The organism is Phenylobacterium sp., assembly GCF_031181185.1.
In the GTDB taxonomy this organism is placed as follows: Bacteria; Pseudomonadota; Alphaproteobacteria; order Caulobacterales; family Caulobacteraceae; genus Phenylobacterium.
The window spans coordinates 1-12,326 of sequence record NZ_JAPSKZ010000110.1 but is presented as its reverse complement, the minus strand read 5'-3'; the positions used below and the strand labels follow the sequence as shown (position 1 = coordinate 12,326).

At 69.6% G+C, this 12,326-nt stretch carries 7 protein-coding genes and 1 riboswitch; of the genes, 4 read left to right on the top strand and 3 right to left on the bottom strand.

The features are described 5' to 3' along the window. The first annotated feature begins 612 nt into the window (after positions 1 to 612). Positions 613 to 3,561 (top strand): TonB-dependent receptor, encoded by a 2,949-nt coding sequence (locus RIF93_RS13755; protein ID WP_309092020.1) that lies wholly within the window; start codon positions 613 to 615, stop codon positions 3,559 to 3,561. 39 nt (positions 3,562 to 3,600) lie between these two features. Then, positions 3,601 to 4,563, top strand: coding sequence for a glycoside hydrolase family 5 protein (locus RIF93_RS13750; RefSeq protein WP_309092019.1), 963 nt, complete (start codon positions 3,601 to 3,603; stop codon positions 4,561 to 4,563). 9 nt (positions 4,564 to 4,572) lie between these two features. Here RIF93_RS13750 and RIF93_RS13745 read toward each other — a convergent pair whose 3' ends face one another. The 3 genes from RIF93_RS13745 to RIF93_RS13735 form a co-directional block, all read right to left on the bottom strand. Beyond that, positions 4,573 to 5,817, bottom strand: a complete 1,245-nt coding sequence (locus RIF93_RS13745) for an MFS transporter (protein ID WP_309092018.1) — start codon at positions 5,815 to 5,817, stop codon at positions 4,573 to 4,575. 46 nt (positions 5,818 to 5,863) lie between these two features. Further along, positions 5,864 to 8,377 carry an exo 1,3/1,4-beta-D-glucan glucohydrolase gene (locus tag RIF93_RS13740; protein WP_309092017.1) on the bottom strand — a complete coding sequence of 838 codons (2,514 nt, stop codon included), beginning with the start codon at positions 8,375 to 8,377 and terminating at the stop codon, positions 5,864 to 5,866. Between the two features lie 97 nt (positions 8,378 to 8,474). Beyond that, complete coding sequence (locus RIF93_RS13735; RefSeq protein WP_309092016.1) at positions 8,475 to 9,536, bottom strand: LacI family DNA-binding transcriptional regulator; 1,062 nt, start codon at positions 9,534 to 9,536, stop codon at positions 8,475 to 8,477. A 277-nt stretch (positions 9,537 to 9,813) separates the two neighbouring features. Continuing rightward, positions 9,814 to 9,917, top strand: a riboswitch (SAM riboswitch). Positions 9,918 to 9,996: 79 nt separating this feature from the next. Here RIF93_RS13735 and RIF93_RS13730 point away from each other — a divergent pair. After that, positions 9,997 to 10,923 (top strand): alpha-L-glutamate ligase, encoded by a 927-nt coding sequence (locus RIF93_RS13730; RefSeq protein WP_309092015.1) that lies wholly within the window; start codon positions 9,997 to 9,999, stop codon positions 10,921 to 10,923. Then, positions 10,920 to 11,984 (top strand): LLM class flavin-dependent oxidoreductase, encoded by a 1,065-nt coding sequence (locus tag RIF93_RS13725; protein WP_309092014.1) that lies wholly within the window; start codon positions 10,920 to 10,922, stop codon positions 11,982 to 11,984. The genes RIF93_RS13730 and RIF93_RS13725 overlap by 4 nt, the downstream gene beginning before the upstream one ends. The last annotated feature ends 342 nt before the right edge of the window (positions 11,985 to 12,326 follow it).

Here is a 12,326-nt window from a genome sequence, read left to right as displayed (position 1 = left end):
ATGTCGGCTGCAAGGCGCCGGCCAGCAGCTATGAGCGCAGGCTTTGGCCGTTGGTGTTCCGCGCCCCGGACATCCAGCAGGCGTCCTCGGAAGGGAGTCAGCCGCCGGTGTTCACCCTAGACCAACTGCTCGAGAGCGCATCCCGACCGGCTGGCCCGAGCAGAGGCGGGCGCTCGGCTTCGGCGAAAAATAATCCCGGGTCTGGTCGGGGGCCCGCCGGCGGCGGCCGAACAGCGGCGCCGAGGGCGACGCACTAGCGGGCGGTACGGGAGCTCGGCGGCCAACAGCCCCGGCCTTCCGGGCCATGCAGGGGCGGAGCCAGATCAGAAAACTGTTCCGGGGGTGAGTGGCGGTGCGGCCAGTCCTTCGGCAACTTGTCTCAACTCGCCATCTCTCGCGTCGGGACAGATCCCTCAGCCCCAGAGGCAGGCGGGGACGTCTCTGCGCCAAGAGCGGCAGTCGCTCGCCGGCGACAAGCGAACCCTGAACCTTCGCCCGTCGGGTGTGATGAAGCGCGGTTCGTTGACGCTCATTTTGCGCCATGATAGCGTCACCTGATGACAGCGCTGTCAGGCTGTCCAATAACTACACAGTCGCCTGGGGAGGACGGCAATGAACGCCATAACGATGAATCGCGACGCGTCGGCGCGGCGCGCCAGCCTTTGCCTGGCCGGCACGTCGTTGATCGCACTGGGGATGCTCCTGCAGCCCGCCACCGCCATGGCGCAGTCGGCCCCGGCAACGCCCCAGGATCCTGAGGCCGCCGAGGTCGAGGAGGTCGTGGTGACCGGCATCCGCGGCAGCCTGCGCTCGGCGCAGTCGATCAAGGAGAACGCGGACCAGATCGTCGACTCGATCACCGCCTCGGACATCGGGGCCCTGCCGGACCGCAGCGTCACGGAAGCGGTGCAGCGCATTCCGGGGGTGACCATCGATCGCCTTCAGGCGCGTGAGGATCCGGACCGCTTCTCGGCGGAAGGCAGCGGGGTCCAGGTCCGCGGTCTGACCCAGGTGCGCCAGGAACTGAACGGCCGCGACACCCTGGGCGCCCTCGATGGACGCGCACTGGGCTTCGAGGACGTTCCCGCCGAGCTGATGGCGGGCGTCGACGTCTACAAGAACCCCTCGGCCGAGCTGATCGAGGGCGGCCTGGGCGGCACGGTCAACCTGCGCACCCGCATGCCGTTCGAGTCGAACGGCCGTCTGATCGCCGGCTCGCTCAGCGCGAACTATTCCGACCACGCGGAACAGTGGAAGCCGCAGGGATCGATCCTGTTCAGCGACCGCTTCGACACCGGCGCGGGCGAGATCGGCGTGCTCGCCAATCTTGCCTATTCGGAACTGGCCAGCCGGTCGGACGGGATCCAGGTGTCGCCCTATCGCGCCCGTCGCCTGGGGGACGATGCGCTGTGCGCGGGTCTGCAGAATCCAAATGGCGATCCCTACGCCTGCGGCCAGGACTGGATCGACCAGTCCTATCTGGGGCTGACCGCCGACCAGACGCTCTACGTCCCCGAAGGCGTGTCGTGGCGGCGGCTGGACTCCGAACGGGAACGGCTGGGCGGCGCCCTGGCGCTGCAGTGGCGGCCGAACGACCAGACGGAGGTCTTCCTCCAGTACCTGCGCTCGGACTTCGACACCCGCTGGGACAACTACGAGGCCATTCCGCAGGTCGACGCCAACAACAACTTCGTCATTCCGGCCTCGGGAACACAGTTCACCTTCGATGACGACGGCTACTTCCAGTCCGGCTCCCTGCGTCAGATCAGCTACTGGCGCGGCAGCCAGCCCGTGGCGGGCGAGCTCGGCACCCAGTACCGCATGGCCACGCGCCACCAGGAGCGCGAGGAGTCCAGCAACGACCTGGCCGTGGGCGTCCGCTACTATCCCTCCGACCGCGTGGCGGTCAGCGCGGACCTGCAGTACGTCAAGTCCACGAGCGCCGGCTGGGACTTCACCATCTTCAGCTCGGCCTATGTGCCCGAAGTGACGATCGACCTCAGCGGCGGCCGGCCCGTGGCCAGCCTCGGCCCGGAGTCCTTCACCAGCGATCCGGCCAACTACTTCTGGCACGCGGCGATGGATCACATCGACGACAACGAGGCGGAGCAGATCGCCGGACGCGTCGACGTGGCGTGGGAAATCGACCACCCCGTCCTGAACTCGATCCGCTTCGGGGCCCGGGCCACCGACCGGGAGGTCACCAACAACTACACCCAGTACAATTGGCAGGCGCTCAGCGCGCCGTGGAACGAGCCCTTCCTGTGGATGGACACGGTCCTGCCCGAGCACGCGATGCTCTACAGCTTCGACAACTTCTTCCGCGGAGACGTGCAGGCGCCTACGGTGGTGATGCCAGACATCGAGCTGGCGCGCGGCTTCCTGCGCAACTCGGACCTGATCGAGAATATCGGCGGCAACGCCCAGTGGAGCCCGCGCGGCTTTGATGCCGAGAGTCTCTCCACCCAGACCGAGAAGACCCTCGCCGGCTACGTGGTCGCGAGATTTGGTTGGGAGAACACCCCGGTTCCGGTCGAGGGCAATATCGGCGTCCGGGTGGTGCGGACCGAGACCACAGCTCGCGGTTCGGGCTTCCTGCCGGACCTGAGCAGCTACCCGAGTCTGCCCGCAGACGACCGTGCGTTCGGCACGGGCGCCGCCTTCGACGTCTCGGGCGAGCAGTCGTACACCGACGTGCTGCCCAGCCTGAACCTGAAGTTCCAGCTGACGGATTCGCTGATCGCCCGCTTCGCCGCCTCAAGGGCCATCGCCCGTCCGAGCTTCAACCAGATGTTCCCGTTCGTGGACCTCACCGCCTCGGTGAACCCGCAGGGCACGGTGGTCGAGGGCTGGGGCGGCGCCGCGCGCGGCAATCCGGAGCTGAAGCCGATGCGGGCCGACCAGTTCGACGTGGCGCTGGAGTGGTATCCGTCCCCGACCCACTCGGTCTACGTCACCGCCTTCCGCAAGAACATCGAGGACTTCTTCACCACCGGGACGCACACGCGCACCTTCGAGGGCCGGGACTTCCTGGTCAGCGGCCCGACCAACGGCGAGGAAGGCACGATCCAGGGCTTCGAGGTCGGTTACCAGCAGTTCTACGACTTCCTGCCGGGCTGGCTGGGCGGTCTGGGGCTGCAGGCGAACTTCACCTACATCGACAGCGAAGGGTCGACCTCGCAGCAGTACATCAGCGAGTGGGACGCGGCCGAGGTGATCGACGGGTTGCCGCTCGAGGGCTTGTCCGAGAAGGCGTGGAACATCATCGGCCTGTACCAGCGCGGCCCGATACAGGCCCGCCTGGCGTACAACTGGCGCGGCAAGTACCTGCTGACCAATCGCGACGTCTCGGACGTCCGGCTGCCCATGTGGCAGGACGACTACGGCCAGTTGGACGGCTCGGTGATCGTGGAGCTGCGCGACGGCGTCAGCCTGGCCTTCGAGGGCAACAACCTGGCCAACAGCGAGAACCGGCAGCTGATGGGCAATGACGTTCTGAAGACCCGCTCGTGGTGGATCTATGACCGTCGCTTCGCGGTGACTCTCCGCGCCTCCTTCTGAGGCGCGGAACGGCCCCGCCTGGACCGGACGGAGACCATCTTGAAACGACTGCTTGCCCTCGCTCTCTTCGTGCTGCTGCCCGGGGCCGCGCTGGCCGAGACGCCGGTGGAGCGGCACGGTCAGCTGAGGCTGGAGGGGACGCGGCTGGTCGACCAGCACGGCGAGCCCGTCACCCTGCGCGGCATGTCGCTGTTCTGGAGCCAGTGGGCCCCGCAGTACTACAACGCCGCCGCCGTGCGCTGGCTGAAGGACGACTGGTCGGTCACCGTGGTGCGCGCCGCGATCGCGGTTCACCACGACGGCTACCTCGATCACCCCGAACGGGAGATGGCCAAGGCCGAGGCGGTGATCGACGCCGCCATTGCCGAGGGCCTGTACGTGATCGTCGACTGGCACGCGCACGAGCCGGAGCCGGAAGCCGCCGCCGCCTTCTTCACCCGCATCGCAGAGAAGTACGGCGACAGGCCGAACCTCATCTACGAGCCCTGGAACGAGCCGCTGAACACCCACTCCTGGGGCGAGGTGGTCCGTCCCTACCACATGGCCGTCATTCCCCGGATCCGCGCCCACGACCCGGACAACCTGATCGTCGCCGGGACCCCGAGCTGGTCGCAGGACGTCGACATCGCTGCGGCCGACCCGCTGCCGTTCGCAAATGTCGCCTACACCCTGCACTTCTACGCCGGCACCCACCGGCAGGAGCTGCGGGACAAGGCGAAGAAGGCCCTGGAGCTGGGCGCCGCCCTGTTCGTCACCGAATGGGGAACCAGCGAGGCTACCGGGAACGGCATTCTCGACCGGGACGAGACGGCGCTGTGGTGGGACTTCATGGAGGTGAACGGCCTCAGCAGCCTGAACTGGTCGATCACCGACAAGGACGAGACCTCCGCGGCCCTGCGGCCCGGCGCGGCCGGCGAGGGCGCTTGGGAGGACGCGATGATCAGTCCCTCGGGGCTGTTCGTGCGGGCGTGGCTGCGCCGGATGAACCCGCCGGCCGACTGACATCGCCGGTCAGCGCACGCGGCGGATGCCAGTCACCGCCAGGGCTCCGAAGAAGGCGAACAGGGCCGAGGCGGCGTAGACCCATCGGAAATCGCCTCCGAAAAGGGACAGAAGCCCCAGCCCCAGCAAGGGCGCGAGCACCTGCGGCGCCGTGATCGCCACGTTCATGAGCCCGAGGTCCCGGCCGGCGGCCCGCGGGTCCGGCAGGACCTCGGCCACCAGGGCGGTGTCGACGGTCGAGTACAGGCCCAGGCCAAGGCCGAAGAGCAGCTGCGCGACCAGCGGCCCCGGCCACCCGGGCGCGGCGACCAGAAGCGCCGCGCCGCCCGCCATGGCCAGACCGCCCGCCGTCACGAACAGCCGCCGCCGCCGCAGCCGGTCGGACAGGACGCCGCCCAGGAACCCCGCCGCCAGCGAGACCGCCGTGCTCGCTCCCAGCAGGCCGCCCAGCACCGCTTCCGGGCGCAGATCCGCGAAGGGCCCCAGCCGCGCCGTCTCCTGCAGGTAGAACAGCAGGTAGAGCACGTTGAAAGTGATGGCGACCTGGACCAGCAGGCGCGAGGCGAAGGCCATCAGGAAATCGCGGTCGGTCAGGGCCGCCAGAGACGGCAGGCCGACCCGCGTCGCGGGCCGAGGCCGCTGGGGCTCGCGCAGGCGGAGAGCGAAGGGCAGGACCAGCAGGGGCACGGCCGCGGCGACCGCGACGAAGCGCAGGTCGAGCCGGGTGAGCGCCACCGCCAGCACGCCGGCGGTGAACAGGCCCGCGCCCGGCAAGGCGAGGCCGGCCAGAGCCGCCGCCAGGCCCTTCTGCCGCCCCGGCACCACGTCCGGCAGCACGGCGTTGAGCGGACCGAACATCACGTTGACCGCGGCCTGGAAGATCAGGACGGCGACCAGCAGCTGCAGCGGCGTGGCGGCGGCGAAGACGAGGCCGTGCGCCCCGGCCACCGCGAGGGCGCCGACGACGATCCACGGCCGCCGCCGCCCGAACGGCCCCCGGGTGGCGTCGCTGAGCACGCCGGCCGCCAGGTTGGTCACCGCCGCGGCCAAAGCGCCCCACAGCATGACCTGACTCAGCAGAACGGCCTTGCCGGCGGGGTCGATGAGCTCCGCCTTCAGGGGCAGGAGCAGGTTGAGCATCGGGATGAAGGCGATGAAGGCGCCGAGATGGGCGAGGGCGAACAGGCCCAGAAAGGGCCGGCTCACCGGCGCGGGGGCGGGGGCGTCCTGCCGATTCTCGCCAGCCTCTTCCATCGCCGGAGCTTTCGCTGCCCGGCCCGACGACGCAAGCGCCAGGCGCCTACGGACCGGCCGCGGCGGCCGGGCACATCGTGTCGGCTTCGTTGGACGCCAGCCTGATTTCGGACACCGAGACCGTCGCCGCCCGCTCGGAGACCAGTTGGAACGGCCGTTCTACCGCCGCGAGATCAGCCCCCGCGTCGCGGAAGCAGGAGAGACGGACCTTGATTGTGCGCCACTCCCCGATCGGTGGTGTCCCGAGAACCTCCGTCAGATCAACCGCTCCCTGTCCCAGCCCCAGGGCGACACGACCTTGCGGCGGCTGATCGACCCGGTAGCGGAAGGACAGGGCCATCTCGCCGTTGGCCTGCCGGGAGAGATCGACCGCGCCGCCCCAGATCAGGGCCTGTCCGCCGCCCTCGCCGAAGACAAACCGCCGCCCGCTCTCCTGGGCGAGGTCGTCGACGACGGTCATGCGCACGCCGCCTCGGGGACTGGCGACCGACTTCTCGTTTCCGATCCGGGTTTGTCCGCCGGAATCCTCCAGCGCCAGGGACCAAGGCGGCGTCACCCGGCCATCGACGAGGTACATGTCCACGCTGGAGGTCGAAGCGGCCACGCCGCTCTCCTCGGAGAGCCGTCCGACTGCGGCCGGCCGGGCGTAGCTGAGGCCGTAGCCGTAGGCGAACTGGGGATCGTAGCCGGGCTCCTCCCGGTTCAGCGGCCGGCCGGTCGCGTCTCGCGGCCAGGAGAAGCCCAGCACGCCGCTGAAGTCGTGGCGCGGGCGCCCCTCGGCGTCGCCGATCAGCACGTCCGCGACCCCGGCGCCCTCGGTGCCCGGCAGCCAAGCGGCGACGAAGGCGTCGGAGGCGTTGATCTCGGGATTGACCCACATCGGCCGCCCCGAGAGGAAGACGGAGACGGTGGGGATGCCGTCCGCCTGCAGCCGCCGCAGGGTCGTCAGCGACTCCTCCGGCAGGAAGTCGAGGGTGTCGATGTCGCCCTGGAACTCGGCGTAGGGGGTTTCGCCGAAGACGACCACGGCCACGTCGGGCCGTTCCTGCCAGGCGCCGTCGGGGCTCAGCACGGCTTCGCCGCCCGCCTCGGTCACCGCCTCTTCGATGCCGGCCCAGATGGAGTCGGCGTTGGGGAAATGGTCGTTGGTGTTGCCGGTCCCCTGCCAGGTCAGGGTCCACCCGCCGGAGGCCTGGCCGATGTCGTCGGCCGCGGCGCCGGCCACCAGAACGCGGGCGTTCGCGCGGATGGGCAGGACGCCGTTCTCGTTCTTGAGCAGCACCAGCGATTTACGCACCGCCTCGCGAGCCAGCGCCCGGTGTTCCCGAGCCCCGAGATGCTCCAGGCGGCCCTCAAGCGGCCGGTGGTTCTCGAACAGCCCCGCCTTGACCTTGGCCCGCAGAATGCGGCGAACGGCCTCGTCCACGCGGGTGATCGGGATCTCGCCCGCGCGGACCTGGGCGAGGGTGTTCTCGTACAGCGGCTTCCAGCTGTCCGGCGCCATCAGCATGTCGATGCCGGCGTTGATCGCCGCCGGACAGCTCTCGTTCGAGCAGCCCGGCAGCTGGCCATGGGCGTTCCAGTCCGAGACCACGAAGCCCTCGAAGCCGAGCGGCCCGCGCAGCACGTCCGTCAGGATGCTTCGGTTGCCGGAGTGCTTGACCCCGTTCCAGCTTGAGAAGCTCGCCATGACCGACAGCACCCCGGCTTCGATCGCCTGCGGGTAGCCGCTCAGGTGAATGTCGATGAGCTCGCGCTCGGAGCCGACGAAGTCGCCCTGGTCGCGCCCGTCGCGGGTGCCGCCGTCGGCGAGGAAGTGCTTGGCCGAGCCGGCGATGCGGCCGGGCTGCAGGGGCCGACCGGCCTCGATCGGACCCTGAAGGCCCAGGGTCAGGGGGCCGGCGTAGCTGCGGGCGATCTCGGGATCCTCGCCGAAGCCCTCGTAGGTGCGGCCCCAGCGGTCATCCCGCGGCACGGCGAGGGTCGGTCCGAAGGTCCAGTCTGCGCCCGTCGCCGCCACCTCGAGCGCCGTGGCCTCGCCGATGCGTCGGATCAGGTCCGGATCGCGCGCGGCGCCGAGGCCGATGTTGTGCGGGAAGATGGTGGCGCCTACGACGTTATTGTGACCGTGCACCGCGTCGATGCCGTAGATCAGCGGGATCGGGGTTCCAGACCGGGCGGCATTGGCCTCGCGAAAGGCGCGCGCCAGCTCGACCCATGCCTGCGCCGGCGCGCGTTCGTCGCCGCCTGGGGAGGAGTTGCCGCCCGCCAGGATGGAGCCGATCGGCCAGGTCAGCAGATCCTCGGGACGGATCGAAGCAATGTCCGCCTGGATCAGCTGTCCGACCTTCTCCTCGACCGTCATCCGGCCGATCAGGTCGGAGATCAAGGCCTCGGTGGCCGGATCGCTAAGGCTCTGTGGGGAGGCGGCTCGCGGCCAGTTCGCCGGCTCCGCCCGCGCCGTCCCGCTCGCCGCGGGGGCGGGGTCGGACGGTGCAGTCTGCGCGTACGCCGCCCCGGCGGCCAGTGCGAGAACCAGAACGGAAACGGCGCAACGCATGGCGGACTCCAGAATGGCCGGCGGCCCGATCACAGGAGGCGGCTCAACCGGCCCGAATGATCGGAACCTTATATTAGCCGGCCTGATGACAGCGCTGTCAAGCCGCGCTTGGCGGCGGCGCCGTCGAGCCGCGCACCACCAGCGCATGGGGTACGGTCGCCTCGCCCAGATGAGCCTGTCCGTCCATGCGGGCTCTCAACTGCGGAATGAGCCGCTGCGCGGCGGCGGCGGCCATCTCTGCGACCGGATGGCGGATGGTCGTGAGGGCCGGCGTGCTGAACAGGGCGCTGGGCGTATCGTCGAAGCCTGCCACCGACAGGTCATGCGGGACTTTCAGCCCCGCGGCGGCCGCGGCCTGCAGCACGCCCAGGGCCATGTCGTCATTGGCGGCGAAGATGGCGGTCGGGCGTTGCGCTCCGGCCAGGAGGCGCTCGGCCGCCTCAAGGCCTGACGCGAAGGTGAACTGCCCCTCGGCCATCCACTCCTGGCGGAACGTCAGACCCCGGCGGCGCAGCGCTGTCTCGAAGCCGATCCGGCGCAGCCGGCTGGCCGAATAGGCGGCCGGCCCCGAGACATGGGCGATGTCGACGTGCCCCAGGTTGAGCAGGTGGTCGGTGATTTCCTCGGCCGCGCCGGCGTCGTCCATGCGGATGCGTATCCCGCGGTCAGGGGCGGTCTCAGGCCCGATGCGCGCATAGGGCACCGCCATCGCCTCCAGCACCTCCAGGACCACGTCGTTGTCCGAGTTCGGCGGCGTCAGCACCACGCCCTGGGGCCGGATGGCGGACAGAAGGCTGGACAGGTCTTGCCGAAGGGTCGGGGCGTCGTAGTCGACCAGCTCGACCATCAGGTGATGGTCGGCCTGACGGCATTCCATCAGCAGCCCCAGCTCGAGGCGGCTCAGGTAGTCGTTGCCTCGCCCGCTGCGCCAGTGCTCGATGGTCAGCTTGGCGTCGACCAGGGCGGCGATGATGGACGAGGCCGAACCGGCGAGCGAGCGCGCCGAAAGGCTTCGGCGATAGCCCAGCTCCGCTACCGCGGCCTCGACCTTCTTTCTCAAGGCCTCGCTGACGTTGGCCTCGCCGTTGAGGACGCGAGAGACGGACTTGATCGAAACGCCCGCCCGGGCGGCCACCTCATAGATCGTTACCCCCGCCATCCCCGAACCCGCTGCGGCCAAGACGTGTCGGGTCTCGCATCTGGGAGGGCGGCTGGCAACGTCAGGCGCTACTGTCATCTAAGTGCCAAGGCAACAGAGGACCGTTGGCCGGTCGTAAAGCTGTGCGGCTCGGCGTCGAAACCTCATCTTCGTCTGCGGCGACGGACGGGCGTGGCATACCTGGTGCGAAGGCGGCGTTGAGCAGGCGCCGGCGGCGCCTCAGCATTCTGTTCGAACCGCCCCTTGACGCCCGGGGCGGCCGTGCACACATGGGCGCCACTCATCGAGATCGGCTGAGGGGCAGGCCCTTTGACGCCGGGGCAACCCCCGCCATGCGGAACGGTGCCAACTCCTGCGGGGCAGTTCCCCGACAGATGAGTGAGAGCGCCGCCCCGGCGCGTCCTCACCCTCTGTCGCCCGCCGGAGCCTCGATCAACGAGGTGGAGGCGCGTGCGCGACCGTGGCTGATCTGGCTGTCTTCTACGAACACCCTGCGTGGTTCGAGCCGCTCTTTGCGGCCCTCGACCGTCGTGGCGTCGACTGGATTCCGATCCAGGCGGGGGACCACGTCTTCGACGCCGCACCGGGCCAGCCGCCCGCGCCGGTGATCCTGAACCGGATCGGGATGTCCGCCTTCCTGCGCGAGCCCGAGCACCCGATCTTCTACGCCCGGACCCTGTTCGATCACTGGGAAGGGCAGGGCGCCCGCGTCATCAACGGGGCGGCGCTGGACGTCGACTCCTCCAAGACCCGCCAGATCTCGCTGATCCGCCGGCTGGGCCACGGCGCGCCCGAGACGCGCGCCGCCCACCGCGTCGCCGACGTGCCGAAGGCGGCGGCAGGGCTCGCCTTTCCGGTGCTGGTCAAGCCGGACATCGGCGGCTCGGGGGCGGGGATCGTGGCGTTCGAGACTCCTGAGGAGCTGGCGGAGGCGGCCCGACGCGGCGAGCTGCCGATGGGCGTGAACTCCGTGGTCATGGTGCAGGAGAAGGCCCCGATCCGCGGCGGCCGCATCGTCCGCGTCGAAACCCTGAACGGCCGGTATCTCTACGCCTGCAGCGTCGAGAGCGGCGGTTTTGATCTCTGTCTGGCGGACGTGTGCATGGTCGAGCCGGGCAAGGCGTCCCTCGCCCTGGAGGCGGTGACCCCGCCGCCCGCGGTCATCGCGGCCGCCGAAGCCATCGCGCAGGCGGCCCGCATCGACGTCGGCGGCGTCGAATACCTGGTCGACGACCGGGACGGATCGGTGAAGTTCTACGACGTCAACGCCCTGTCCAACTTCGTCGCCGACCCGGTGCGCGTGCTGGGCTTCGATCCGCACGACAACCTCATCGATTATCTGGTCGAGCAGATCGGGCTCGCCAAGGAGAAGGCTGCGTCCTCATGAGATACGGATACTGGGCCCCCGTCTTCGGCGGCTGGCTGCGCAACGTGCCGCAGGAGGACGGCCCGGCGAGCTGGGAGAGCCTGTCGCGGCTCGTCCGGCGCTCGGAGGAGATCGGCTACGACCTGACCCTGATCGCCGAGCTCAACCTGAACGACATCAAGGGAATCGAGGCCCCGGCGCTGGACGCCTGGTCCACCGCCGCGGCCCTGGCCGCGGTGACGCGGAGCATCGAGCTGATGGTGGCGGTGCGGCCGAACTTCCACCAGCCGGCCCTGTTCGCCAAGGCGGCGGCCAACATCGACAACATCGCCGGCGGCCGCCTGGCGCTGAACGTCGTCTCGTCCTGGTGGGCGAAGGAGGCGACCAGCTACGGCCTCCAGTTCGACCAGCACGACGACCGCTACGCCCGCACCTCCGAGTGGCTGGAGGTGGTCAGCGGCCTCTGGCGCGAGCCGCGGTTCAGCTTCTCGGGCAGGTACTACACGCTCGAGGACGCCATCGTGGAGCCCAAGCCGCTCAAGGCTCCGCGCCCGGTCGTCTACGCCGGCGGCGAGTCCGAGGCGGCCAAGACCATGATCGCCCGCCAGTGCGACGCCTACGTCATGCACGGCGACACCCCCGAGGTGATCCGGGGCAAGATCGCCGACATGCGCGAGCGCCGGGAGCGCGAAGGCCTGCCGCCGCTGCAGTACGGCATGGCGGCCTACGCCATCGTCCGCGACAGCGAGGCCGAGGCCCAACGCGAGCTCGCCCGCATCACCCGGATCCCGGGGCTCGAGGACGGCTCGCCGCCGCCGGGTTTCGCCAATTTCGATCAGTGGCTCTCGGGCACCCAGCTCGAGCGCGAGCTGAAGGTTCAGGAGTACTCCGTCTCCAACCGAGGCCTGCGGCCGCGTCTGGTCGGCACGCCCGAGTCGATCCGGGAGCAGATCGCCGCCTTCGAGGATGCGGGCCTCGACCTGCTCCTGCTGCAGATGAGCCCCCAGTACGAAGAGATGGAGCGGTTCTCCGAACAGATCATCCGGCCCCGGATTGGGCGATCACGGGAGGGGCAGGCCTGACGGCAGACACTGGAAACCTCGAGAACGGGTAGAACAGGGTGCAGGGAGCCGCGGACCCAAGCCCGCATGCGGCGAAAGACGCTCGGAGACAGCCGATCGCGATCGGCGGCCATTCCGGCGCATTCACCGCGGTGTGGGAGGATGGGCAGCGGCTTGGGCAGCGGCTGGTGCGGGCAAAGGTGCGCTAGCTGCGGGCTCTTCACGCCTGCCTGAGGGTCGAAGAGGCGTAGGCTGGGGTCGGTGGCGGAGAGGGTGTCCTCCAGTGATGCCGCTATCGGGGCATTTGCAGGGGGATAGTGGAGATCACCCACGCATTTACCCCCGCGCCTGATCCTCGTGGGC